General features: G+C 69.1%; 19 protein-coding genes. 12 read left to right on the top strand and 7 right to left on the bottom strand.

Features of this window, described 5'->3' with window-relative positions; translation table 11 throughout:
• Window position 1: 1 nt before the first annotated feature.
• The 3 genes from ABD708_RS12920 (at window position 2) to ABD708_RS12910 (ending at window position 5,320) form a co-directional block, all read left to right on the top strand.
• A complete protein-coding gene (locus ABD708_RS12920; RefSeq protein WP_344755069.1) occupies window positions 2–1,186 on the top strand; it encodes a dimethylarginine dimethylaminohydrolase family protein in 1,185 nt (394 codons plus the stop codon).
• A gap of 394 nt (window positions 1,187–1,580) precedes the next feature.
• Window positions 1,581–3,509 carry an ABC transporter ATP-binding protein gene (locus tag ABD708_RS12915; protein ID WP_344755067.1) on the top strand — a complete coding sequence of 643 codons (1,929 nt, stop codon included), beginning with the start codon at window positions 1,581–1,583 and terminating at the stop codon, window positions 3,507–3,509.
• Window positions 3,506–5,320, top strand: coding sequence for an ABC transporter ATP-binding protein (locus ABD708_RS12910; RefSeq protein WP_344755065.1), 1,815 nt, complete (start codon window positions 3,506–3,508; stop codon window positions 5,318–5,320). Before ABD708_RS12915 ends, ABD708_RS12910 begins: the two co-directional genes overlap by 4 nt.
• A gap of 202 nt (window positions 5,321–5,522) precedes the next feature.
• On the opposite strand, the gene ABD708_RS12905 is transcribed toward ABD708_RS12910, so the two are convergent.
• Window positions 5,523–5,885 carry an MGMT family protein gene (locus ABD708_RS12905; RefSeq protein WP_344755063.1) on the bottom strand — a complete coding sequence of 121 codons (363 nt, stop codon included), beginning with the start codon at window positions 5,883–5,885 and terminating at the stop codon, window positions 5,523–5,525.
• Window positions 5,882–6,334: a GNAT family N-acetyltransferase gene (locus tag ABD708_RS12900; protein WP_344755061.1), complete on the bottom strand. Its 453-nt coding sequence runs from the start codon at window positions 6,332–6,334 to the stop codon at window positions 5,882–5,884. The genes ABD708_RS12905 and ABD708_RS12900 overlap by 4 nt, the downstream gene beginning before the upstream one ends.
• Window positions 6,335–6,478: 144 nt before the next feature.
• On the opposite strand from ABD708_RS12900, the gene ABD708_RS12895 reads away from it, so the two are divergent.
• The 6 genes from ABD708_RS12895 to ABD708_RS12870 all read left to right on the top strand — a co-directional run bounded on the left by ABD708_RS12895 (window position 6,479) and on the right by ABD708_RS12870 (window position 16,451).
• Window positions 6,479–8,689 (top strand): NADP-dependent isocitrate dehydrogenase, encoded by a 2,211-nt coding sequence (locus tag ABD708_RS12895; RefSeq protein WP_344755059.1) that lies wholly within the window; start codon window positions 6,479–6,481, stop codon window positions 8,687–8,689.
• A gap of 182 nt (window positions 8,690–8,871) precedes the next feature.
• Complete coding sequence (locus tag ABD708_RS12890) at window positions 8,872–10,104, top strand: ROK family transcriptional regulator (RefSeq protein ID WP_344755057.1); 1,233 nt, start codon at window positions 8,872–8,874, stop codon at window positions 10,102–10,104.
• A 123-nt stretch (window positions 10,105–10,227) separates the two neighbouring features.
• A complete protein-coding gene (locus ABD708_RS12885) occupies window positions 10,228–11,580 on the top strand; it encodes an extracellular solute-binding protein (RefSeq protein ID WP_344755055.1) in 1,353 nt (450 codons plus the stop codon).
• Between the two features lie 8 nt (window positions 11,581–11,588).
• On the top strand, window positions 11,589–12,536 hold the full coding sequence (locus tag ABD708_RS12880; protein ID WP_344755053.1) for a carbohydrate ABC transporter permease: 948 nt from the start codon (window positions 11,589–11,591) through the stop codon (window positions 12,534–12,536).
• A 1-nt stretch (window position 12,537) separates the two neighbouring features.
• On the top strand, window positions 12,538–13,374 hold the full coding sequence (locus ABD708_RS12875) for a carbohydrate ABC transporter permease (protein WP_344755051.1): 837 nt from the start codon (window positions 12,538–12,540) through the stop codon (window positions 13,372–13,374).
• 53 nt (window positions 13,375–13,427) lie between these two features.
• Window positions 13,428–16,451, top strand: coding sequence for an alpha-mannosidase (locus tag ABD708_RS12870; protein WP_344755049.1), 3,024 nt, complete (start codon window positions 13,428–13,430; stop codon window positions 16,449–16,451).
• 81 nt (window positions 16,452–16,532) lie between these two features.
• Here the strand turns inward: ABD708_RS12870 and ABD708_RS12865 are convergent, their stop codons facing one another.
• From ABD708_RS12865 to ABD708_RS12850, 4 genes are all read right to left on the bottom strand, one after another.
• Window positions 16,533–17,405, bottom strand: a complete 873-nt coding sequence (locus tag ABD708_RS12865; protein WP_344755047.1) for a carbohydrate ABC transporter permease — start codon at window positions 17,403–17,405, stop codon at window positions 16,533–16,535.
• The gene (locus tag ABD708_RS12860; protein ID WP_344755045.1) at window positions 17,405–18,385 is read right to left on the bottom strand and encodes a carbohydrate ABC transporter permease; all 981 of its coding nucleotides are present in this window, start codon (window positions 18,383–18,385) and stop codon (window positions 17,405–17,407) included. Before ABD708_RS12860 ends, ABD708_RS12865 begins: the two co-directional genes overlap by 1 nt.
• The gene (locus ABD708_RS12855) at window positions 18,382–19,701 is read right to left on the bottom strand and encodes an extracellular solute-binding protein (RefSeq protein WP_344755043.1); all 1,320 of its coding nucleotides are present in this window, start codon (window positions 19,699–19,701) and stop codon (window positions 18,382–18,384) included. Before ABD708_RS12855 ends, ABD708_RS12860 begins: the two co-directional genes overlap by 4 nt.
• Before the next feature lie 131 nt (window positions 19,702–19,832).
• Window positions 19,833–20,990 carry an ROK family protein gene (locus tag ABD708_RS12850; RefSeq protein ID WP_344755041.1) on the bottom strand — a complete coding sequence of 386 codons (1,158 nt, stop codon included), beginning with the start codon at window positions 20,988–20,990 and terminating at the stop codon, window positions 19,833–19,835.
• A 184-nt stretch (window positions 20,991–21,174) separates the two neighbouring features.
• Between ABD708_RS12850 and ABD708_RS12845 the strand changes: the two genes are divergently transcribed.
• Genes ABD708_RS12845 through nagB form a run of 3 tightly spaced genes read left to right on the top strand, consistent with a single transcriptional unit; the run spans window position 21,175 to window position 24,394 of the window.
• Window positions 21,175–22,701 (top strand): glycoside hydrolase family 3 protein, encoded by a 1,527-nt coding sequence (locus tag ABD708_RS12845; protein ID WP_344755039.1) that lies wholly within the window; start codon window positions 21,175–21,177, stop codon window positions 22,699–22,701.
• Complete coding sequence (locus ABD708_RS12840) at window positions 22,698–23,624, top strand: ROK family protein (protein ID WP_344755037.1); 927 nt, start codon at window positions 22,698–22,700, stop codon at window positions 23,622–23,624. The genes ABD708_RS12845 and ABD708_RS12840 overlap by 4 nt, the downstream gene beginning before the upstream one ends.
• Window positions 23,612–24,394 carry a glucosamine-6-phosphate deaminase gene (gene nagB / locus ABD708_RS12835; RefSeq protein ID WP_344755035.1) on the top strand — a complete coding sequence of 261 codons (783 nt, stop codon included), beginning with the start codon at window positions 23,612–23,614 and terminating at the stop codon, window positions 24,392–24,394. Before ABD708_RS12840 ends, nagB begins: the two co-directional genes overlap by 13 nt.
• A 15-nt stretch (window positions 24,395–24,409) precedes the next feature.
• On the opposite strand, the gene ABD708_RS12830 is transcribed toward nagB, so the two are convergent.
• Window positions 24,410–25,873 (bottom strand): hypothetical protein, encoded by a 1,464-nt coding sequence (locus tag ABD708_RS12830; RefSeq protein ID WP_344755033.1) that lies wholly within the window; start codon window positions 25,871–25,873, stop codon window positions 24,410–24,412.
• Window positions 25,874–25,880 lie beyond the last annotated feature (7 nt).

The raw sequence follows: 25,880 nt of genomic DNA, 5'->3' as shown, positions 1-25,880 counted from the left end.
CATGACCACCCCCTGGAGCCGCCGGCTCACCGCCTCCTTCTTCGCCGCGCTCGCCACTACCGTCGTCGCCTACGCGGCCACGGTCCTGGCGTTCTTCCTGGTCGATTCGGCCAGCTCGCTGAGCCTCCAGACCCTGCTGCCGCTCGCGGAGAACTTCGCGCTGCCGGCGCTCGTGCTGCTCATCATCGCGTTCATCGCCGGGCTGATCGACGCTTTCGCGAGCTGGTGGGGCGCCCTGCTGGCAGGCCTCGTCGGCGGCCTGCTCGGCGCGGCGGCGGGCGGCCTGTCGATCGCCCACGGCGACGTGGTCAAGATCCTCGACCAGGTGGTGGCGTTCTACTTCCTCTTCATCGTCGCGGCGGCCGTGACCGGCGCGCTGCTCGGCCGACGCGTCTGGCGCGCATGGATCGGGCGTCCCGCGACGAAGGGCCGCGTCGCCTTCGTGCGCATTCCTTCGGCGAAGCTCGCCGATGGCATCGTCACGAACCAGCCGCGCGTCCTCGTCGACCGCGACGCCGCAGACAAGCAGTGGGACGACTACGTCTCCGCGCTCACCGGCGCGGGGTGGCAGATCGTCGAGGTCGCGGCGGCGGACAATCAGCCCGACGCGGTGTTCGTCGAGGACGCGGCCGTCGTGCTGTCGCCGTCGGTCGCCGTGCTGACGCGGCCCGGCGCCGAGGCACGCCGCGCCGAGGTGGCGGCCGTCGGCGACCGTCTGCGCGAGAACGGCTTCACGCTGTACGAGCTCGAGGCGCCGGGCACGCTCGACGGCGGCGACGTGCTCGTCGTCGGCAACACGGTGTATGTCGGGCGCAGCGGGCGAACGGATGCCGACGGCATCCGCCAGCTGCGTGAGGTGGTCGCCATGGCCGGGCTCGACCTGACCGTCGTCGCGGTGCCGGTCAGCGCGGGGCTGCACCTCAAGAGCTCCGCGAGCGCGCTGCCCGACGGCACCGTGCTCATCTCGGGCGAGCTCGAGCCGGGTGTCTTCGGGCGCGCTCTGCGCGTGCCGGCCGGCGAGAGCGCGAACGTCGTCGCGCTCGACGAGCGCACCGTGCTGGTTCCCGCCTCCGCGCCGGGCACCGCCGATCTCGTCGCCGACCTGGGGTACACCGTGGTGAAGGTCGACCTCTCGGAGTTCGAGAAGCTCGAGGGTTCGGCGAGCTGCCTCTCGATCCGCAGCTGAGCGGTTTGTCATGAGTTCTGTCGCGTTTCGCCGCGGCTGACTTGTACGCGTTTTTCCCGCGGCGCTAGGCTGAGATTTCGCTCCGCAGGCGCAACCCGCCATCGTGGGCGTGTCACGGAACTCATTCGCGCATATTCCAGGAGGCCGGAATGTCCAACACCACGCTCGAGACGAAGTTCGTCGTCGCTGGTGTCTTCGGCACCCTTCGCGTCGCAGGTCCCGCCGCAGGCATCCGTCGGCCGCACTGACGAACTCCCGCCGCTTCGATTCGCGGCACACGTCTCTTCACTTGCGCTGAAACGCGCAGCCCTCTTTCGCCCCCCGACTCACGGCTTCCGGTGTCAGCGGTGTGCGGAATCATCGCTGACAACTCCCACGAAGAATTGCCTGGTTCATGTCTGCCCCATCGTCAGAGACTGCTGACCGTCCCACCAACACCACGCACGACACCGGCGAGGGTCTGAGCACCTTCGCCTCGATCGCGCGGCTCTACCCCTACCTGCGCCCCGCCCTGTCGCGCATCGTGCTCGGCATGGTCGCCGCGCTGCTGGCCTCCGTCGTCTCGCTCGCGATTCCCTTCGTGCTGCAGCGCCTCGTCGACGGCACGCTGCTGCATCGCGGCGGCAGCCGCTCCGAGGTGGTCGTCGCGGCCGCCGCGATCCTCGGCCTGGGCGTCGCCGAGGCGGTGCTCATCTCGCTGCGCCGTTGGTTCGTGCTCACTCCGGGCACCAAGGTCGAGGCGACGCTGCGCAACGGCCTCTACGCCAAGCTGCAGCAGCTGCCCGTCGCGTTCCACGACCGCTGGCCGAGCGGCCAGCTGCTGTCGCGCGCGGTCAGCGACCTGAATCTGATCCGCCGCTGGCTGTCTTTCGGGCTCGTGCTGTTCGTCGTCAACATCGTGACGATCGTGGTCGGCTTCGGGGTGCTGTTCTACTACCACTGGCTGCTCGCGCTGGTCATGGTCGTGCTGTCCATCCCGCTGTGGGTCGCCGGGTTCTTCTTCGAGCGCAAGTACCACGTCGTGGCGCGTCGCTCGCAGGATCAGCAGGGCGACCTGGCGACCGCGGTCGAGGAATCCGTGCACGGCATCCGCGTGCTCAAGGCCTTCGGCCGCGGCTCGCACGCGCTGAAGGGCTTCCGCGCCCAGGCCGAGCAGCTGCGCGGCACCGAGCTCGAGAAGGCGCGCGCGGTCGCCGGCCTGTGGCTGTGGCTGCTGATGGTGCCGGACGTCGCGTTCGCGGTCTGCCTCGGTCTCGGCGTCTGGCTGGTGTCGCAGGACCAGCTGACGGTCGGCCAGCTGCTCGCGTTCTTCGCGACGGCGACCGTGCTGCGCTTCCCCATCGAGTCGATCGGATTCCTGCTGTCGATGACCTTCGACACCCGCACCGCCGTCGACCGGTTCTTCGACGTCATGTCGACGCCGAACCCGATCGACGACCCCACGGCGCCGCGGCACATCGAGCAGCCGCGCGGCGAGCTCGTCTTCGACGATGTGCACTTCCGCTACGAGGACGCGCCCGAGCGCTTCCCCGACCTGGTCGACGGCATCGACCTGACGGTGCGGCCGGGCGAGACCATGGCGCTCGTGGGCCTCACCGGCTCGGGGAAGTCGACGCTCACCTCGCTCGTGCCGCGGCTGTACGACGTGACGGGCGGCGCGATCCGCATCGATGGTGTCGACGTGCGCGAGCTGACCCTCGAGGAGCTGCGCGCCCGCGTGGCCATGGCGTTCGAGGACGCGACGCTGTTCTCGACCTCGGTGCGCGACAACGTGCTGCTCGGCCGGCCCGAGCTGTTCGGCGACGATCCCGCCACCAAGAAGGCGGCCGACGCGCAGCTCGCCGAGGCGCTCGAGGTCGCGCAGGCGGCGTTCGCCTACGACCTGCCGGAGGGTGTCGAGACGAAGGTCGGCGAAGAGGGCCTCTCGCTCTCGGGCGGTCAGCGGCAGCGGCTCGCGCTCGCGCGCGCCGTCGCGGCCAAGCCGAGCGTGCTCGTGCTCGACGACCCGCTGTCGGCGCTCGACGTCGACACCGAGGCGCGCGTCACCGAGCGGCTCCACAAGGTACTCGACGGCACGACCGCGCTCATCGTGGCGCACCGGCCGTCGACCGTGACGCTCGCCGACCGGGTCGCCCTGCTGCAGGACGGCCGGGTGACCGATGTCGGCACGCACAGCGAGCTGCTCGCCCGCAACGAGCACTACCGGTTCGTGATCTCGTCGCTTGAAGACGAGGAGCGGCAGGCCGCCCCGCGCGACACCGAGGGCGTGTCCCGCAATGAGCGGGCGCGCATGGAGAACATGGAAGAGGAGGTGGACGCATGAGCACCGCAGTCGTCACCGGCGTCGCCGGCGAAGACCGCAGCGATCTCTCGAAGGAGGAGTCGCGCCGCATCCGTCAACGCTCGCTGCGCCTGCTCGGCTCGCTGATCGCGCCCATGAAGGGGCGCGTCATCGTCACGCTCGTCGTGGTCGTCGTCTCGACGATCCTGCAGGTGGCGGGTCCGGCCCTGATCGGTATCGGCATCGACCAAGGCCTCGCCGCGCTGCGCTCTGGCGACTGGATGCCGCTCGGGGTGACCGCGCTGACGTATCTCGTCGCGGGCGTCGGCGGCGCGCTCTCGATCAGCTGGTACACGGTGTCGTCTGCGCAGATCAGCCAGGCGATCCTGATCGAGCTGCGCACGCGCACCTTCCTGCACACGCAGCGGCTCAGCCTCGAGTTCCACGAGTCATACACGTCCGGCCGTATCATCTCGCGGCAGACGAGCGACCTCGACTCGATCCGCGATCTGCTCGACTCCGGTATCAACCAGCTCGTGCAGGGCGTGCTCTATTCGGGGTTCATCGCGATCGCGATCTTCACGGTCGACTGGGTCTCGGGGCTCGTGCTGCTGTGCTCGCTCGTGCCGCTGTACTTCTTGATCCGGTGGTTCCAGAAGCGTTCGCAGATCTACTTCCGCATTCAACGCGTGGCCTCCGCGAAGCTCATCGTGCACTTCGTCGAGACCATGACCGGCATCCGCGCCGTGAAGGCGTTCCGCAAGGAGAAGAGGAACGAGCGCGAGTTCGGCGAGCTCGTCGAGGACTATCGCGACGTCAACGCGAAGACGATCCAGCTGTTCGGCATCTTCGACCCCGGCCTCGTGCTGATCGGGAACGTCACGGTCGCGGTCGCGCTGCTGATCGGCGGATTCCGGGTGGCGTCCGGCTCGCTCGCGATCGGCTCGCTGCTCGCCGTGCTGCTGTACGCGCGCCGCTTCTTCGACCCGATGGAGGAGATGGCGATGTTCTACAACTCCTACCAGTCGGCGGCTGCGGCGCTCGAGAAGATCTCGGGCGTCCTCGAGGAGCGGCCGAGCGTGCCCGAGCCGGCGAAGCCCACGAGGCTCGACGGGGCTCACGGGCACGTGCGCTTCGACGATGTCTCGTTCCACTACAAGCCGGGCCGCGACATCCTGCCCCAGTTCGACCTCGACATCCCCGCGGGGCAGACGATCGCCCTCGTCGGCTCGACGGGCGCCGGGAAGTCGACGCTCGCCAAGCTCGTGTCGCGCTTCTACGACCCGTCGTCCGGCGCGATCACGCTCGACGGCGTCGACCTGCGCGAGCTCTCGTCGGAGGACCTGCGCCGCGCGATCGTCATGGTCACACAGGAGGCGTACCTGTTCTCCGGTTCGGTGGCCGACAACATCGCGCTCGGGAAGCCGGATGCGACGATCGACGAGATCCGTCGTGCGGCCGAAGCGGTCGGCGCGCACGAGTTCATCACGGCGCTGCCCGACGGCTACGACACCGACGTGAACAAGCGCGGCGGCCGCGTCTCGGCGGGGCAGCGGCAGCTGATCTCGTTCGCGCGGGCGTTCCTCGCGAACCCGGCCGTGCTGATCCTCGACGAGGCGACGTCGTCGCTCGACATCCCGAGCGAGCGGCTCGTGCAGGAGGCGCTGCAGACCCTGCTCGCCGACCGCACCGCGGTCATCATCGCGCACCGCCTCTCGACGGTCGCGATCGCCGACCGGGTGCTCGTGATGGAGCACGGTCGCATCGTGGAAGACGGCGCACCGTCCGACCTCATCGGCGGAACGGGTCGCTTCGCCCAGCTGCACGCCGCCTGGCGGGATTCGCTGGTGTAGCGCGCTGCCGTCGGCCGCCTGAGAGTGCCCATTCGGCGCAATCGTTCCCGCCACGCCGGGTGCAGAAGCGCCGAATGGGCACTTCTGCACCCGCGGCCGACAGTTGCGGCCGCGGGCCGGGGCGCAGACGTCGGTGCGGGACGCACAACCGCCGCGATGCGCGGGGCGCGGGCGGCGGGGCGAGGTGGCGCGGGTCCGCGGACTACGGACGCCAGAGGGCGTCACGCATCGCGATGCGGTAGCCCGAGGCGCCGTGGCGCAGGGGAGTGCCCTCGGCCCGGTAGTGGCCGAGGGCCTCGTCCTCGTGGCCGTCGGCGGGGCGGCCGTCGGAGTGCACGACGCGCCACCACGGCACCTCGGCCCCGTAGTGCGCCATGACCTTCCCCACCTGTCGGGAAGCCCGGGAGCCGAGCTCCGCGGCGATCGAGCCGTAGCTCATCACGAGCCCGGGCGGGATCTGCATCACGAGGTCGAGGACGGCTTCGGCGAAGGCATCTGCCTCGAAATCCCCGGCTGCTTTATGGGCGCGCAGGCCGAAGCGGTCGTTCTCGGCCGCTCGGCTCACAGCGCGCGCTTGCCGATGGTGTCGCCGTAACTCGTCTCGCCGATGGGCTCGAAGCCGGTGCGCAGGAAGAACGCCTCGGGCCCGTCCTCTCCGGGCTCCCAGAGCACGTAGAGCGCGTCGAGCCCGCGCTTCCGTGCCTCGTCGGCGAGCGCCTCGACCGCGAAGCGGCCGACGCCGCGGCCCTGGTCGTCGGCATCCACATTGATGCGCCAGAGGATCGAGCGGAACTCCTCGCTCGCCGCCTGCGGGTCGAAGTCCGCCTGGATGAACGCGACCACATCGTCGCCGTCGACGATGACCCGCTGCCACGAGGTCGCCGGGTTGATGATCACGGCGGCGGCCGAATACGAGACGGGGGTCACGTACTGTTCCTGACCGGGCTTGAGGGAGAGCGCATTGGCCGCAGCGATGTTGCTCGCGGACAGTTCTTCCAGACGCAGATCGGCCATGCAAATCACCCTAACGGGAGGCTTGGCCGCTGGATAGCATGCCTTTGGCAGGCATCCGCTACGTCTCCCATAAATATCTCGACGTCGAGATACCTGTATCGTGTTCAGAAGACCCGCACGTTCGACCCCGGGAGCCCTTAGCGCATGGCCAAGATCATCTACACCCGCACCGACGAGGCGCCGCTGCTGGCGACCTACTCGCTTCTGCCGATCATCTCGGCATATGCCGCGAAGGCGGGCGTGGACTTCGAGACCAGCGACATCTCGCTTGCCGGCCGCATCATCGCCCAGTTCCCCGAGCGGCTTACCGAAGAGCAGCGGGTGCCGGATGCCTTGAGCGAGCTCGGCGAGCTGACGAGCGACCCCAGCACCAACATCATCAAGCTGCCGAACATCTCGGCGTCCGTTCCCCAGCTCAAGGCCGCGATCGCCGAGCTGCAGGCGCTGGGCTACGACATCCCGGACTACCCCGAGGCGCCGTCGACCGACGAGGAGCGCGACTTCGCCGCCCGCTTCGACAAGGTCAAGGGCTCGGCCGTGAATCCCGTGTTGCGCCAGGGCAACTCCGACCGCCGCGCGCCCGGCGCTGTGAAGGCGTATGCGAAGGCGCACCCGCACTCGATGGGCGCGTGGAGTGCGGATTCCCAGACCGACGTCGCCACGATGGGCCACGACGACTTCCGCTCGAACGAGAAGTCGGTGACGATCCCCGCCGATGACAGCATTCGCATCGAGCACGTCGCGACCGACGGCACCGTGACGGTGCTCAAGGGCGACTTCCCCGTGCTCGCGGGCGAGATCATCGACGGCACCTTCCTCTCGGTGGCGAAGCTCGAGGCGTTCCTCGCGGAGCAGATCGCCGCAGCGCAGGCATCCGGCGTCCTGTTCTCGGTGCACCTCAAGGCGACCATGATGAAGGTCTCTGACCCGATCATCTTCGGCCACGTCGTGAAGGCGTTCTTCAAGCCGGTCTTCTCGACGTACGGCGCCGACCTCGCCGCTGCAGGCCTGTCGCCGAACGACGGCCTCGGTGCGATCCTGGCCGGCCTCGACAAGCTGCCGAACGGGGCCGAGATCCGCGCGGCGTTCGACGCGGGGCTGGCGGCCGGCCCGAAGCTCGCGATGGTGAACTCCGACAAGGGCATCACCAACCTGCACGTGCCGTCTGACGTGATCGTGGATGCCTCGATGCCCGCCATGATCCGCATCGGCGGCCACATGTGGGGTCCGGACGGCGCTGAGGCGGACACGCTTGCCGTCATCCCCGACTCGTCGTACGCCGGTGTCTACAAGACCGTCATCGACGACTGCAAGGCGAAGGGCAAGCTCGACCCGGCGACCATGGGCACCGTGCCGAACGTGGGCCTCATGGCGCAGGCCGCCGAGGAGTACGGCTCGCACAACAAGACCTTCGAGGTGCCGGCCGACGGCACCGTGCGCGTCGTGAACTCGGCGGGCGAAGTGCTCATCGAGCACCAGGTCGAGGCCGGCGACATCTGGCGCGCCTGCCAGACCAAGGACGCGCCGATCACGAACTGGATCGAGCTCGCGGTGCAGCGCGCTCGCCTCTCCGGGATGCCGGCGATCTTCTGGCTCGACGAGACGCGCGCTCACGACGCCGAGCTCATCACGAAGATCAACACGGTGCTGCCGACGCTCGACACCGAAGGGCTCGACCTCTCGATCCTCGCGCCGGCGGCCGCGACCCAGAAGTCGCTCGACCGCATCCGCGAGGGCCTCGACACCATCTCGGTGACGGGCAATGTGCTGCGCGACTACCTGACCGACCTGTTCCCGATCCTCGAGGTCGGCACCTCGGCGAAGATGCTCTCGATCGTCCCGCTCATGGCGGGCGGCGGCCTGTTCGAGACCGGTGCGGGCGGCTCGGCGCCGAAGCACGTGCAGCAGCTCGTGGAGGAGGACTACCTGCGCTGGGACTCGCTCGGCGAGTTCTTCGCGCTCGCGGCCTCGTTCGAGCACCTCGCGCAGACGACCGGCAACGCGAAGGCCCAGATCCTCGCGGACACGCTCGACCGCGCCACCGGCACCTTCCTCAACGAGGACCGCTCGCCCGGCCGCAAGCTCGGCACGATCGACAACCGGGGCTCGCACTTCTACCTCGCGCTGTACTGGGCGCAGGAGCTCGCGCGCCAGTCGGACGACGCCGACCTCGCGGCGGCCTTCGGCCCGCTCGCGGCGCGGCTCGCGACCGACGAGCAGGAGATCGTGGCCGAGCTGCTCGCGGTGCAGGGCTCGCACGTCGACCTCGGCGGCTACTACCGCCCCGACGACGCGAAGGCCGCGGCCGCCATGCGCCCGTCGGCGACGCTGAACAGCGCGATCGACGCGTTCTAGAGATCGTGCGGCCCGAGCGGATGCCTCCGCTCGGGCCCTCGCGCGTGGCGGCACCGCCGCCCGAACTCACTCTTCGGCGCACCTCGCGTGGCTGAACTCGCGAGGAGGCAGCCCGAACTCGCTCTTTGGGGAAGGAGAGGGGCGCGGAGGGGGATAGCCTCTGGAGGATCGAGGAGGTGCGCATGTCCAGCCGAGTCGGCGCGAACCTTCCGGCGGTCGGGGGCTACAACGAAGCCGTGATCCTCGACGCGATCCGACGCGCGTCGGACGGCATCAGCCGCGTCGAGCTCGCCGAGCGCACCGGCCTGTCTGCTCAGACCGTCACGAACGTCAGCCGCAGGCTGCTCGCGGGCGGCGTGATCCGCGAGGCAGGCACGGTCATCACCGGAGTCGGCAAGCCGCGCACCCTGCTGCAGCTGTGCCCGGACGGCCGATTCGCGATCGGCGTGCACCTGGACCCCTCGGTCGTGAGCATCGTGCTGCTCGACCTCGCGGGGGAACTGCTGGACCACCGCGTGCTCGACGTCGACCCCGACTCCACGGCGCAGCACACCCTCGATGAGATCGCACTCGAGACGCGGGCGATCATCGGCGCCGGCCGCGTGCTGCGCGAGCGCATGCTGGGGGCGGGCATCGCCGCCCCGGGGCCGTTGCGCGAGGAATCCGGCACCGTGCTCAACCCGCCGCTCCTGCCCAACTGGGAGCGCATCCCCGTGCGCGACCTGCTCTCCGACCGGGTCGAGCTGCCGGTGCTGCTGGAGAAGGATGTGACGGCCGCCGCCGTCGCCGAGCAATGGGTCGCCGACGGAAACCGCGAGAACTTCGCCTTCGTCTACTACGGCACGGGCATCGGCTTCGGCCTCGTGCTGCAGAACGAGGTCATCAGGGGAGCGAGCGGCAACGCGGGCGACATCGGCGGCTTCGCCGTGGGGTATACGGATGCCTCGGGCCGGTCTCGCGCCTTCGGTGAATCCGTCTCGCCGACCTCGGTCGTGTCGCGCGCCCTGGCCGCCGGCATCGAGCTCGCGACGCCCGCGCAGCGCACAGGCGGCTTCCACCTGCTCGACGAGTTCACGGCGCTGGCGCTCGCTGCCGAGCGCGGCGAGCCGCAGGCATCCGTCATCATCGATGAGGTGATCGCCGATCTGGCGAACTCGCTCGTGCCGGTCGCCAATCTGCTCGACGTCGACCGCTTCGTATTCGGCGGCCCGTTCTGGGCGCCGATCTCGCAGCGGGCGCTGGCCGAGCTGCGTCGCGCCTTCGCCGCGTCGCCGATGCTCGTCGGGGCGCACGCGATCGCCTTCGAGGAGTCGGCCGTCGCCGCCGACGTCGCGGCGATCGGCGCCGCCTGCCTGGTGCTCGACCATGCGCTTTCGCCGCGGCCGGCGCGGCTGCTGATCGCGCACAGGGGCTGACCGGGTCACCGTGATCGGAATGAGGCGCAAACCCCTTGCGCCGTTTAAATCCAAATGATTTAGTAAATGCGCTCGACCAATATCGGGCCGAGCTCTGCAGCACACATGACGCAAGGGAGCATCATGAAACGCTTGGCTTTAGCACTCGCCACCGGCGCCGCAGCCGCGCTGGTCCTCGCCGGCTGCTCCGCCCCGGGCAGCGTCTCGTCCTCAAGCGGCGGCACCATCAAGATCGCGTACCAGAAGTTCGGCAACTTCACGCAGATGGACACCCAGATGAAAGACGTGGCGAAGCAGTTCGAGGCGCAGAACAAGGGCGTGAAGGTCCAACTCGTGCCGATTCAGGCGGCCGAGAACGACTACTACACGAAGCTCGCGCTGATGAACAAGGCAGCGGCAACCGCCCCCGACGTCCTCTACGAGGACACCTTCCTCATCAAGGCGGACGCCGAGGCCGGCTATCTCGAGCCGCTCGACTCGTACGTCGCCAAGTGGAGCGACTGGAAGCAGTTCCCCGACAACGCTCGCCAGGCCGGTCAGGGCGACGACGGCAAGATATACGGCGTCTCGCTCGGCACCGACACCCGCGGGCTCTGGTACAACAAGACGCTGCTTCAGAAGGCAGGCATTCCCGTGCCGTGGCAGCCGAAGACCTGGGCCGATGTGCTCGACGCGGCGAAGAAGATCAAAGCGGCCGAGCCGGGCGTCATCCCGCTCAACGTGTACTCCGGGAAGCCGCAAGGCGAGGCGTCGACCATGCAGGGCTTCGAGATGCTGCTCTACGGCACGGCGGACCAGCTGACGGACTCCGACGGCAAGTGGGTCTCGGGCTCGAAGGGGTTCACCGACGCGCTGCAGTTCGTGCAGACCGTCTACCAGGACAAGCTCGGCCCGACCCCGCAGCAGGCGCTCGACGTGAATGTCGGCACCGAGATCTCGGGCCAGTGGATTCCGCAGGGCAAGCTCGCGATCGACCTCGACGGCTCATGGCAGAGCCAGAACTGGATCTCGAGCGGAGCCGCGCCGTGGAAGGACTGGGAGACCACGATGGGCTGGACGGCCATGCCCACCCAGAACGGGCAGGCGCCGGGCAAAGTCAGCATGTCGGGCGGTTGGACGCTCGCTCTCGGCTCCAAGTCGAAGAACAAAGAAGCCGCGTGGAACTTCATCAAGCTCGCGCTCAACAAAGAGAACTCGCTCAAGTTCGACATCCTCGACACGCAGATCCCCGTGCGCACCGATGTGGCGAGCGACCCGAAGTACACGAGCTCGAACCCGACCAACGCCTTCTTCTCGAGCCTCGTGCCTGTGACGCATTTCCGGCCGGCGACCTCGGATTACCCCAAGGTGTCGAACGCGATCCAGGTCGCGATGGAATCCGTCATGACCGGTCAACAGTCGCCGCAGCAGGCAGCCAAGGCCTATGATGACGCGCTGAAACAGGCGGTCGGGGCGAAGAACGTCGTGACGAAGTAGGGCTGGGCATGGCGACAGCGCTACCGACCACCGCACTGCAGAAGAGCACGCGCGGGCGGGGTCCTGGGAACCCCCGCCCGCGCAGGCACCCTCTGCGCACCGCAGGCAGAACCGTCCCTCTGCTACCCGCGACGATCCTGCTCGCCGTCTTCCTCGTCGGGCCTGTGATCGCCTCGTTCTACGGCTCGTTCACGAATTCGGCGCTCACGGGCGCCGCAGCGCAGCAGACGCACTTCGTCGGTTTCGACAACTACGCGCAGCTGTTCCGCACGCCCGACTTCTTCAAGTCGGTGCTGCTCACCGTGATCTTCCTGATCGGGTCGGCCGTCATCGGGCAGAACGGGCTCGGCCTCGGGCTCGCCCTGCTCATGGAACGCGCCAGCCGGGTGATGCGGGGCGTCGTCGGCACCTTCGTCGTCACGTCATGGGTTTTGCCCGAGATCGTCGCGGCGTTCGCGGCCTACGCGTTCTTCCACTCGGACGGCACCCTCAACGAGATCCTCGGGCTCGCAGGCATCCCCGGCCCCAATTGGCTTTACAGCCTGCCCATGCTCGCCGTGATCCTCGCGAACATCTGGCGCGGCACCGCCTTTTCGATGCTCGTGTACTCGGCGGCGCTCTCCGACGTGCCCGACGACGTGCAGGAATCCGCCGAGATGGACGGCGCGGGCGGCGGCAAGCGGCTCGTGTTCATCACGTTGCCCCTCATCCGCCGCAGCATCTCGACGAATCTGATGCTGACCACCCTGCAGACGCTGTCGGTCTTCACGCTCATCTTCGTGATGACCGGCGGCGGTCCAGGCACCGACAGCTCGACGCTGCCGATCCTCGCGTACCAGCAGGCCTTCAAGTTCTCGCAACTCGGCCTCGGCACCGCGATCGCGACGATCCTGCTCGTGGTCGGCGCCGTGTTCTCGGTGATCTACCTGCGCGCCCTCAAACCGGAGGTGGACTGACATGGCCATGACCTCGCCGAGCGGGCGGCACCTCAAGTGGACGTCGAACTCGATCCTGGCGCTGATCGCGGTGTGCTTCGCGCTGCCGCTGCTCTGGCTGCTCATCGCCTCGTTCGACGACCACGCCAGTCTGACGCTCAAGTGGCCCGCGCACTGGTCGCTCGCCAACTACCAGGCGGTGCTCACGCCGAACCTCGCCTACGTTCCACTGTGGAACAGCATGATGATCTCGCTGGGCTGCGCGATCATCACGGTGGCGGTCGCCGTGCTCGCGGCCTACCCCCTGTCGAGATATCGGATGCGTCTGAACCGCCCGTTCCTCTACGGGGTGCTGTTCGGCACCTGTCTTCCGATCACCGCGATGATGGTGCCGGTCTACAGCCTGTTCGTCGGGCTGAACCTGATCGACTCCGAGCCGGGCGTCGTGCTGTTCATGGCGGCGACGAGCCTGCCGATGGCGATCTGGATGATGAAGAACTTCATGGACTCGGTGCCGATCGTGCTCGAAGAGGCGGCGTGGTCGGACGGGGCGTCGATGATGAGCACGCTCTGGCACGTCGTCGTGCCGCTCATGCGACCGGGCATCGCCGTCGTTTTCGTCTTCGTGTTCGTGCAGGCGTGGGGCAACTTCTTCGTGCCGTTCATCCTGCTGCTGAGCCCCGAGAAGTTCCCGGCGGCGGTCAGCATCTTCGCCTTCTTCGGTCAGTACGGCTCGGTCATGTACGGCCAGCTCGCCGCGTTCTCTCTCGTCTACTCCGTGCCGGTGTTGGCCCTGTACGTCTTCACGTCACGTGTCCTCGGCGGCGGCTCCGCGCTCGCGGGCGCCGTCAAAGGCTGACGCCGACCCGACCCGACCGACTCGATCCGATCCACCCCACAAGGAGACCACCTGTGCACGACGACTCCGCGCTTGTCCGCGCCCGAATCCAGCGCTTCCTGCTCGAGCGCATCGCCCCGGCGGTGTACCGCGCGAGCGCGCCGCTCGAGATCACCGCGTGGGAGGTGCCCGACGAGCCGGTGCCCTTCGCCGAGGCGACGGGGCCGGGCGCATCATATGCGCCGTTCACGCTCGGCAGCCCATGGGGGCGGCCGTGGGGCACGACCTGGTTCCATGTCACGGGCGACGTGCCGAGCGAGTGGGAGGATGCCCAGGCCGGCGGCGCCCGCGCAGAAGTGCTCGTCGACCTGGGCTTCACCGAGCGCCAGCCCGGCTTCCAGGCCGAGGGTCTGGTGTGGTCGCCGGAGGGTGTGATCGTGAAGGCCATCGAACCCCGCAACGGCTATGTGCCGGCGGGAGCGTCGGGTGACCGGGTCGAGCTCTTCATCGAGGCGGCGTCGAACCCCGACGTCGGCGGCGACTGGCTGTTCCGGCCGACCGTGATGGGCGACAAACTGACCGCAGGCGACGGACCGATCTACAAGCTGCGGCGGCTCGAGCTCGCGCTGCGCGACACCGAGGTGTGGCAGCTTGAACAGGAGGTCATCGCGCTGCTCGGCCTCGCCGACGTGCTGGGGTCGGGCACGACGCGTGGCGCCGAGATCCTGCGGGCGCTCGAAGACCTCATCGACGCGATGGACCCGAGGGACATCCCCGGAACCGCGCGAGCGGGCCGCGCCGTGCTGCGCCCCGCCCTCGACAAGCCGGCCAATGCATCCGCCCACCGCGTGACGGCCGTCGGCCACGCGCACATCGACTCGGCGTGGCTGTGGCCCGTGCGCGAGACAGTGCGCAAGGTGGCCCGCACGTTCTCGAACGTGCTGCGGCTGATGGACGAGGATCCCGACTTCGTGTTCGCCGCGTCGTCGGCGGTGCAGTACCGGTGGATGAAGGACTCCTACCCCGAGCTGTTCGAACGGATCAGAGCCCGAGTCGCCGAGGGGCGCTTCGTGCCGGTCGGCGGCATGTGGGTGGAATCCGACACCAACCTGCCCGGCGGCGAGGCGCTGGCACGGCAGTTCGTCGCGGGTGCGCGTTTCTTCCGCGAGGAGTTCGGGGTGGGCACCGAGACCGTGTGGCTGCCCGACTCCTTCGGCTACACGGGCGCCCTGCCGCAGATCGCCCGCGCAGCCGGCGCCTCCACGTTCCTCACGCAGAAGATCTCGTGGAACGAGACCGACGTGTTCCCGCACCACACCTTCCTGTGGGAGGGCATCGACGGCACCAGGATCCTCACTCACTTCCCGCCCGTGAACACCTACAACTCCGACCTGTCGGCCGGCGACCTGGCGCGTGCAGAGTCGAACTACGCCGAGAAGGGGCGCGCGAACTCCTCGCTCGTGCCGTTCGGCTTCGGCGACGGCGGGGGCGGACCCACGCGCGACATGATCGCGGCCGGCCGCATCGCCGCCGACCTCGAGGGCTCGCCTGCGGTCCGGTTCGGCACGCCGGGCGAGTTCTTCCGCGAGGCGGTGGCCGAGTACCCGGCACCGCCAGTGTGGAACGGCGAGCTCTATCTCGAGTTCCACCGCGGCACGTACACGAGCCAGGCGCGCACCAAGCGCCACAACCGGCGCAGCGAGCATCTGCTGCGCGAGGCCGAGCTGTGGTCGGCGCAGGCCGCGATCCGGACGGGCGCCGAGTACCCCTACGACGAGCTCGAGGCGTGCTGGCAGACCGTGCTGCTGAACCAGTTCCACGACATCCTGCCGGGCTCCGCGATCGCATGGGTCTACCGCGTCGCCGAGGCGGAGTACGAGCGGGTCGAGGCCGCGCTCGAGGCGATCATCGGCCGAGCGCTCGCGGTGCTCGGCGATGGCGGGCGGCATGCGGCGGCCGCGAACGCGGGCCCGTTCGCGCGCGACGGCGTCGCGGCAGGCGCGATCGCGGCGACGAGTGAGCCGGATACCCCGACCGCCCGCGCCGCAGGCGACGGCTTCGTGCTCGAGAACGCGCATGCCCGTTTCGCGTTCGACGCGGCCGGCCGGGTGGTGTCGGCGGTCGACGCGGAAAACGGACGCGAATCCGTCCCGCCCGGGCAGCGCGGCGCCGAACTGCAGCTGTTCCGCGACACTCCGACGCAGTGGGACGCGTGGGACCTTGACCGCCATTACCGGCGCGACGGCCACGTGCTCGACAGTCCTGAGAAGGTCGAGCTGACGATCACGGATGCCGGCCCAGAGCTGCGCGTCGCCCACCGCGTCGGCGAGTCCCGCATCGAGGAGCGCATCACGCTCGTGCCGGGCTCGCCGACCCTGCAGATCGAGCTCGACATCGACTGGCACGAGCGCCAGCGGCTGCTGAAGCTCGCCTTCCCGGTCGACGTGCAGGCCGATCGCGCGGAATCCGAGATCCAGTTCGGTCACCTGGCGCGACCGATCGCGGAGAACACCTCATGGGACTTCGCCCGCTTCGAGACGAGCGCCCACCGCTGGGTGCACGTGGGCGAGGCCGGCTATGGCGCGGCGGTCGCGAACGACGCGAGCTACGGCCACGACGTGACCCGCCTCGCGCGCGACGGGGGAGGGGTGTTCACGCTCGTGCGGCAGTCGCTGCTGCGGGCGCCGCTGTTCCCCGACCCGGAAGCAGATCAGGGCGCGCACCGCTTCACAGCGAGTTTCACGCCGGGCGCGAGCGTGGCCGATGCGATCCGCGAGGGCTACCGGGTGAACCTGCCTGCGCGGGAGACGAGCGGCGAGGTCGCCGCCCTCGTCGTGACCGAGAACCCGGCGGTCGTGATCGAGTCCGTCAAGCTTGCGGAAGACCGCTCGGGCGATCTCGTCGTGCGGCTGTACGAGTCGCGCGGGGGCAGGGCGACCACGGCGCTCACCCTTGGATTCGACGCGGCAGAGGTCTACGAGACCGACCTGCTCGAGCAGCGGGTCGAGCCGAGCGCGTTGGCGGGCGACCCCGGCTCCGGCATCCGTCTCACCCTGCGCCCGTTCCAGCTCGTGACACTGCGTTCGCGCCGGGGCTGACCCGCGCCTCAACTCACGACTCGACGCGCCGGAATGTCACATCCGGCATATGAGCGACACCCGCTGGCTGGGCGCCCGCCGCTAGCCCTTGACCGCCCCGGCCGAGATGCCGCTCACCAGGTTGCGCTGGATGATCAGGAAGAACACCACGACAGGCAGCGAGAAGACGACGGATGCCGCCATCTGGGCCCCGTAGTCGGTGCCGCCCGTCGGCGTCGTGAACGACGCGAGCCACAGCGGCAGCGTGTACATCGAGGAATCCGACATGAAGACGTACGCCGTCAGGTAGTCGTTCCACGCCGCGATGAACGCGAAGATGCTCGACGCGATGATGCCCGGCGTGACGAGCGGGAACAGCACCGAGAACAGGATGCGCCACGAGCCCGCGCCGTCGATCGCGGCGGCCTCCTCGAGCTCGACGGGGATCGCGAGGAAGAATCCGCGCATGACCCAGATCGAGAAGGGCAGAACGGATGCCACATAGGCGAGGATCAGCCCGATGTAGGTGCCCGTCAGGTTCAGGTGGTTGAAGACCAGGAACTGGGGGATGAGCAGCGCCGTCGCGGGCAGCATCTGCACGGCGAGGATCACGACGAGGATCACCTTGCGCCCGCGGAAGCGGAACCGGGTGAGCGCCGCCGAGGCGAACATGCCGAGCAGGAGCGCGATGACGAGCGTCGAGAGCACGGCGATGAGGCTGTTGCGCAGATCCTGCAGGAACGACGACTGCGCGATCGCCGCCACGAAGTTGGCTGCGTCGAGGTGGCTCGGCCAGAAGTGCGGCGTCTCGGTCATCACCTCGTCGCGCGGCTTGAACGCGGTGTTGAGCATCCAGTAGACGGGGAACACCCACACGATCGCGAAGACGATCGCGACGATGTTGGAGCCCCAGTTGACACGGCGACGACGACGGATGCCGCGGCCGCTCGACCGAGATGAGGACGGGCCGGCCATCAGAACTCCTCCCCGCTCTTCAGCAGGCTGCGGATGTAGATCGAGGTGATGCCGAGCAGCAGGATCATGGTGATGACCGCGATGGCGGCGCCCATGCCGACGTCGGAGCTCTGGAACGCGACGAGGTACGACCAGACGCCGAGCGTCGCGATCGGCTTCAGCACCTGGACTCCCGCGACGAGGATGATCTGGTTGATGACGTTGAAGTCCCAGATGATCGAGAGGATCGTCATGAGGCCGAGCGTCGGGCGCAGGAACGGCAGCGTGATGCTGATGTAGACCCGCCACTCGCTCGCGCCGTCGATGCGGGCCGCCTCGATCATGGACTGGTCGATCTGGGTCTGCGCGGCGTAGAGCGTGAGCGCGATGAACGGCACCGCCTGCCAGACCACGAGCGCCCAGATGATGATGAGCGCGCCCCAGAAGTCGTTGGTGAAGTCCGTCTGGGTGACGTCGCCGAAGACGCGCAACTGGGTGATCAGCCACGGGATGACGCCGTAGCCGGGTTGGAAGAGCCACACCCAGACCTTCGAGGTCGCGACATTGGGCATGGCCCAGGCGACGATGAGCACGATCGTGACGAGATAGCGCACGACCACGCCGAGGCGCAGCATCAGCTGCGAGACGCCCATGCCGATGACGACGCTGCCCGCGACCATGGCGCCGGTGAACAGCACGGTGCGCACGAGCGCCGCCCAGAAATCCGCCGATGACAGGATGCCGGCGTACTGCTGGAACCCGACGAAGTTGAAGACGCCCGTGAACAGGGTGCGCTTGTCGTAGTCGGTGAACGACGTGAAGAAGAGGTAGCCGATCGGCACCAGGGTGAGCGCCGCGATCACGAGCCCGGCGGGCGTCAGCAGGATCGCGGGCACATGCATGCCGGCGGATGCCTTGCGCCTCAGTCCCGGGGCGGCGGGGCGAAGCCGCCGGGGAGTGATCTCCCCGGCGGCGTTCGCTTCGGTCTGTCCGACGGTCACTTGTTCAGGTCGGACTCGATCGCGGTGTCCGCGGCCTTGGCCGCGTCTTCGACGGACTTCGAACCGGAGGCGATGGACGAGAACAGCGTCTCCATGGTCTTGTCGCTCTCGACCGTCGACCAGTTCACGGCCGACGGCGTCGCGGTCGAGTTCTTCGCGGCGGTGAACGAGCCGACCTGCAGCGGCGTCAGGCTGGCGGATGCCGCGTCCACGGCCTCGTTGCTGATTGGGATGATGCCCGCGGCGGCGACCAGCTTCTGGATGTCGGGCGACGCGGCGATCTTCGCCCAGGTCAGCGCGAGGCCCTGGTTCTTCGACTTCGCCGGGATCGCCCAGTCGGAGCCGCCGAGGTCGACGGGCTGCGTGCTGCCCGACTTGCCCGGGAAGGCGAAGGTGCCGAGGTCGTCGGCCGTCAGCTTCTTGTTGTCGCCGAGGATCACGCCGGTCTCCCAGCCGTTGCCCTCGATCGTCGCGGCGTGCCCGTCGGCGAAGTTCTGGTCCTGGTCGGGCTTGTCGGTGTTGAGGGTCTGCGATGCCTTGGTCGAGTAGGCGTTCTGGAACGTCTTGAAATCGTTCAGGCCCTGGATCGAGGCGGCGCTCGACAGCTCGCCCTTCCACGAGCCCTCCTTGCCGGAGACGATCTTGCCGCCGGCATCCCACACCCACTGCAGGCCGTCGTACCAGTACTGGCCCGGCAGGTAGAACGCGGCGAAGTTCGGGTCGGAGGCGTGCGCGGCCTTGATCTTGTCGAGGTCGGCGGTGAACTCCTCGTAGCTCTTCGGCTCGGTCGTGATGCCGGCGGCCGCCCAGAGCTGCTTGTTGTAGATCACCGTGCGGGCGCCGGCGAGCTCGGGCACCCCGTACAGCTTGCCGTCGACGGTCGCCGGGTCGACGAGGCCGCCGAGCCAGGTCTGACCCTGGGCGAGCTCGTCCTTGAGGGACGAGATGTCGAGCAGCCCGCCGGTGGCGGCGTAGCCCGTGATCTGCGTGTTGCCGACGTCGATCAGGTCGGGCACGTTGTTGCTCGAGAGCGCCGTGGTGACCTTGGTGACGATGCCGTCCCACTGCTGGGTCTGCACCTTCACCTTCGCCCCCGTCTCCTTCGTGAACTCGTCGTTGATGGCCTTGAGGACGTTGTCGGGCAGGTCGCCGTTCATCGACCAGACCGTGATGGTCTTGCCCTTGCCGTCCGTCGAGAACGCGGGTCCGGATGCCTTGCTCGAGTCGCTCGAACCGGAGCCGCCCGACGAGCAGGCGGTCAGGGCGAGAGCGGCGGCGATGCCGACGGCACCGATCGTCATGATGCGCTTGCGCATGTTGCTCCTGTGTTTGTTTTGCGCGCCGGTCCTCGCCCGGCGCGTCGCGGTTGGTTATTCGATGTGGCTGGGTTCGGCGGCGAGCAAGTCGCCGCCTCGTAGAGCGTGTTGCGGGGTGGTGCGGGTGAAAGTCATGAGACGCCGAGCTCGCCCTGGAGCACGAGCACGGCGGCGCCCATCAGCACGAGGTCCTCGTCGCCGGTCGCGGTGCGCAACTCGAGCCCGCTGCTGAGGGCGGACATCGTGCGGGCGCCGATCGTCTGCCGGGCGGCGTCGATGAACGCGCCGCCGACCAGCTCGGCAGGCCCCGACAGCACGACGAGGGTGAGATTGAGGATGCCGACGACGGGGCTCAGGGCGAGGCCGAGCGCGCGTCCGGCATCCGTCAGTACCCGCTGTGCTCCGCCCTCGCCGGCGTCGGCGATGCGCTGCTTCAGCTGGGGCGCGGCGATGATCGCCTCGAGGCAGCCGCGTCGACCGCACACGCACTCGGGGCCGTTCTCGTCGACGACGACGTGGCCGATCTCGCCGGCCGCGAACTGCTCGCCCTGGACGAGGCCGCCCCCGATGACGAGGCCCGCGCCGACGCCGTGCTCCACGCGCACGACGAGCAGCGTGTCACCGGCGTCGGCGTCGAAGGTGCGGATGCCGAGGGCGGCCGCGTTCGCGTCGTTGGCGACGTGCACGGGGTAGTCGAAGGCGCGGCGGATGCGGGCGCCGAGGTCGAGGTCGTACCAGCCGAGGTTCGGCGCCTGCACGACGATGCCGGCCGCGTCGACGATGCCCGGGGTTCCGACGCCGATGCCGAGCAGGCGCGATCCGGCGGCGCCGATCAGCGCGGCGACGAGCACGAGCACCTTTTCGATGGCGGCTTCGCCGGTTGCGCCGGTCAGCGGCTGCGCGACGCGGTGCAGCACCTCGCCGCGCAGGTTCGTGACCACACCGACGAACGCGTCGCCCGGGGAGAGGTCGATCGCCGCGATGTGGAAGGCGTCGGCGTCGATCTCGACGAGGGTCGCCGGCTTGCCGGGGCGCGCGCCCGGGCGCTGGCCGAGCTCATGGACGACGCCTTCGCCCTGGAGCTCGCCGACGAGGTCGCCCACGGTGACGCGGGTGAGGCCGGATTCCCGGGCGAGATCGGCCCGGCTCATGGCCCCCGTGTGGAAGAGGTGCTGCAGCACGAGCGCCCGATTGTGCCGGCGGTTGTGCTCGGGCAGCGCCTTCTCGGCCAGTTGGCGCGGGCGCAGGGCGGGGCGCGCATCGTGGCGATGATCGAGCTGCTGAGCCATCCGTTCTCCTCCCGTCGGCACCGTTGCGCTGCGGTTTTGTTAGTACACCTGCCTTACAAACAGAAGTCAAGCGCCGGTTGGTCACATCGGAATAACGCCGGTGTTTCGTTCATGTTGCTGGTCGCTTGTCGCAAATCCTGGCCGGTGTTGCGGCTCGCCAGATTCGTAAGCTTTACTAACAAACATGTCTCAGCCCACGCGCTCAGAGATCCTCGGCACCCTGCTGCCGGGCTTCGTCGGCACCTCGCTGCCCGACTGGCTCGCCGCTCTGCTGCGCGAGGGGCTCGGCGGCGTCTGCCTGTTCGGCGGCAACATCGAGAGCCGCGAGCAGACCGCCGCTCTCACCGCTGCGATCCGGGCGGCGAACCCCGACGCGATCATCGCCATCGACGAGGAGGGCGGCGACGTCACCCGGCTCTACTACGACCGCGGGGCGCCGTACCCGGGCAATGCGCTGCTCGGCCGCATCGGCGAGCTCGCCCTCACCGAGCGCACGGCCCGCTCCGTGGGGTGGCAGTTGCGAGAGGTCGGCGTGAACGTCACCTTCGCGCCCGATGCCGACATCAATTCGAACCCCGACAACCCGGTCATCGGTGTGCGCTCCTTCGGCACAGACCCGGGCCTCGTGGCCGACCACACCGCGGCGTGGGTCGGTGCCGTGCAGGCGACCGGTGTCGGCGCCGCGGCCAAGCACTTCCCCGGCCATGGCGACACCGCGCAGGACTCGCACCTCGCGCTTCCCGTGGTCGGCCGCTCGCTCGGCGAGCTGCGCGAACGCGAGCTCGTGCCCTTCCGCGCCGCGATCGAGGCGGGCACCGAGCTCATCATGACCTCGCACATCCTGCTCCCGCAGCTCGACCCCGATCGGCCGGCGACCATGAGCGCCCCGATCCTGCGCGGGCTGCTGCGCGACGAGCTCGGCTTCACCGGCGTCATCGTGTCGGACGCTCTCGACATGAAGGGCGCCTCCGGCGCGCTCGGCATCCCGGGCGCCGCCGTGCAGGCGCTCGCCGCGGGCGTCGACCTGCTCTGCATCGGAACGGACAACTCGGCCGCGCAGCTGGAGGAGATCGCGGGGGCGGTCGCCGCCGCGGTCGCGTCCGGCGCACTGGCGGCGGAGCGGGTGGCGGATGCCTCACGCCGCGTCCGCCTGCTCGCGGAGCGCCTGCGATCCCGAGCCTCCGCCGCGCCGCTGCCGGCCTCGCCCGTGCCCCAGCCGGAGTACGACCTCGACGAGATCGCGGGTGGTTTCGACGTTTCCGCGCACGCCCGCGAGTGGATCGCCGCCGCGGGCGGGCAGTATGAGGTCGTGCGCATCGAGAGCGTGAGCAACATCGCCGTGGGGGTGGCGCCCTGGGGTGTGTTCGCGGCGGCCGCGGTGGCCGACGTCGTCGTCGCGCCTGACGACGGTTTCGAGACACCCGCTGTAGCGGGTTCCTCAACCGTCGGGGAGCCTCCGGTCGTTGAGGAAGCGCGCAGCCCTGTCTCGAAACGACCTCGTGGCCCGGTCGCCATCATCGGCAAAGACCTGCACCGCCGCGCCTACGCACGGGACTACATCGACGCGGCGAGGACCGAGCATGGGGCATCCGTTCTCGTCATCGACATGGGGTGGCCAGGCGACGACCGCGCCTACGCCGACGTCGCGACCTTCGGAGCGTCACGGCTCGCAGGGCAGGCGCTGCTGCGCCTGCTCGGAGGAGGGGCATGAGGCTCGGGCTCGACATCGGCGGCACGAAGATCGACGCCGTCGCGCTCGATGACGACTCCGCAGTGCTCGCGCGCGTGCGCGTCGCGACCGGCTTCGGCCCCGACGCGGTCCTGCGTAACGCGCAGTCGGCCGCGCTGCAGGCGGCCGAGGCAGCCGGAGGAAGCGCATCGTCGCTCGGCTCGGTCGGCATCGGCATCCCCGGCGTGGTCGACGCCGAGGCCGGGGTCGTGCGGCACGCGGTCAACCTCGGGCTCGAGGAGCTCGCTCTCGGCGGCATCCTCGCCGAGCGGCTCGGAGCGCCGGTGCGCGTCGAGAACGACGTCAACGCGGCCTCGCTCGGGGCGTACCACCTGCTCGGACTCGCCGGCTCGATGGCCTATCTCAACCTCGGCACCGGCGTCGCGGCGGGCTTCGTGAACGACGGTGCCGTGTGGCGCGGCGCGCGCGGCACAGCGGGAGAGATCGGGCACATCCCGATCGATCCGGCGGGCATCCGCTGCGCGTGCGGGCAGGTCGGCTGTCTCGAGACCGTCGCGGGCGGCGGCTGGGTCGCGCACAAGTGGGGCGGCGACGCACCGCTTCCCGTGCTCGAGGTCTTCGACCGGGCGGATGCCGGCGACGAGCGCGCCGTCGCGCTGCGCGCCGAGCTCATCGGCGGCGCGGCGGCCGGCGTGCGCATCCTGATCCTGACGGGGGATGTCGAGACCGTCGTGATCGGCGGCGGCATCAGCAACCTGGGCGATCGGCTGGCCGAGCCCGTGCGTGCGAGCCTCGACGAGCTCGCGCGCGGCTCGCAGTTCCTCGGCTCGCTCGAGCTGTCCTCTCGGGTGCGGCTGGTGCCCGCGGGCGAGCCCGTGGCCGCCGTCGGCGCGGCGCTGAGTGGGCCGCGGCAGAACACGAAGGAGCCGTCGTGGAGATCGTGATCCTGCCCGATGCGGCTGAGGTGGGCCGGGTTGCGGCATCCGTCATCGCTGACGTCGTCGCGCGCAAGCCGGATGGGGTGATCGGGCTGGCGACGGGGTCGTCGCCGCTTGCGATCTACGAAGAGCTGAGCAGGCGGGCGGATGCCGGCGAGCTCAACTTCTCGCGGACGCGGGGGTTCGCGCTGGACGAGTACGTGGGGCTGCCGTTCGATCATCCCGAGAGCTATCACGCGGTCATCGATCGCACCGTGACGCGGCCCTTGGGCCTGGACCCAGCGCTGGTGTCGGTGCCCGACGGGCTCGCCGACGACATTCCGGCGGCGTGCGCGGCGTACGAGGCGGCGATCGCGGCGGCCGGGGGCATCGACGTGCAGATCCTCGGCATCGGAGCGAACGGGCACATCGGGTTCAACGAGCCGACCTCGTCACTGTCCTCGCGGACCCGCATCAAGACGCTGACGCCGAAGACGCGGGCCGACAACGCCCGGTTCTTCGACTCGGCAGAGGCCGTGCCGACGCACTGCGTGACGCAGGGGCTCGGCACGATCCTGGACGCGAAGCGCCTCGTGCTGGTCGCGCAGGGCTCGGGCAAGGCCGAGGCCGTCGCAGCGGCGGTCGAGGGCCCGCTGTCGGCATCCTGCCCGGCCTCGGTGCTGCAGCTGCACGAGCACGCGACGGTGATCGTCGACGAAGCCGCCGCCTCGCGCCTGCACAACGCGGACTACTACCGCTACACCTGGGCCAACAAACCCGAATGGCAGAAGTACTGAGGCATCGTTCGATGATCACAGAGCTGCGAGGCCGGGATGGGGCGGCGCCGCACTGAACTCGAGCTCCCTATAGGCCTTGCCCACCCTGCGCACGTACAGGGCGGTGATTACCGCCCCCGGGTAGAAGGCCAGGGCCGCAGTGAGCTCGAGAATACCGACGGCCGCCCCGCAGAGTTGATAGGCGGTTGCATTGTGCGCGAATGGGCCCACTGGGCTGGTCAGCGGCGACGCGAATGAAGCGGCGCCCACGACGGCGACCCACGCGATGAGTGCCCACCATCGGAACCCCTTCCGCGCCACCCGCCAGCCCGAAGCGCGTAGCGCGCGAAGCCGAAGCGACCACTCGAGGCACCAGAGTGCGCATGCCAGCCCGGCCAGCGCGAGGCCGCCCCAACCGCATACGCGCAGTACCCAGGCGGTGACGGTCGGGCCCATTCTTGTGCCGAGCACGACCACTTCCGCCCCTACGCCGGCCAAAATCCACATGAGCGCTGCGATCCACAAGCGATCGCTCGCTCGCATGTTCGCGACGCGAATCCAGTCGTACGCGCGTTTGAGGAATAGAACCGTGCACGTGAGCATCAAGCCGGAACCGAGCCATGCACTCACCTGTCCGTCGATCCGGACCGAGGCCTCGAAGCGGGACAGCCGATCCAGCCAGATGCCGAATCGGCCGGACAGATCAAGAGCAACCATAGTCAGTACGAAAAGCGTCAGCGCCACTCCGATGGAGATGCCCTTGACCGACCAGTGCCGGGGCCGACCGTACTGAACGACGGCGAACGCCCAGTAGAGCCTGCCCGTCGCCGCCCCCACCGCCACGGCGGCGATGACCGTCGAGACATCGCCTACCGTCGACCACAGTTCGAAGGAGCGCTTGTCGGGAGTGACGGCGTAGATGACCGCTGTTGCGAGAACGGCGAGGACGAATCCGGATGCCGTGACGCGGTTGACGGCTCTGCCGATACGCCGATCCAAGCGAGGTAGAGCCATCCGCAGCAGCCGGATCAGCCCGACGCTCGCGAACGCGCAGACATTGACGACTCGGGCGATGCCCCACAGTCGGCTCGCGACGTGAACGCTGGACACATGCGCGACGAGACCCAGCTGGCGCTGAAGCGCGGACCTCGCCAGGTCTTCGCGCAGTGCCGTTAGGGCGGTGTCGACTCTGGCGTGGTGCGCGTCATCGGTCAGCACCGCGATTGCGCTGAGGAGCATCGCCTCTTCAGCTGCCGCATCGCTGCCCGCCGATGATCTGGGCGCTTCGCCAATGAGGCGGTTCGCCGCAGCGAGTTCGCCTTGCGAGCGCGGACCTCCGTGTCCGAACCGTCGTGCAACCTCTTGTTGTGCTGCGATGTAGATGGTCTGGTTCCATTGAGGCGGCTGCAAGGAGCGGCCACCGACGACAAGCACGAGAGCCGCTGTCATCGCCAGAAGCGAGCAGATCAGCCAGAACGACAAAGTGATCACGATGTCCATGCTTGGA

The organism is Gryllotalpicola koreensis (assembly GCF_039538185.1).
Classification (GTDB): Bacteria; Actinomycetota; Actinomycetes; order Actinomycetales; family Microbacteriaceae; genus Gryllotalpicola; species Gryllotalpicola koreensis.
This window is presented reverse-complemented; position numbering and strand designations above follow the sequence as displayed.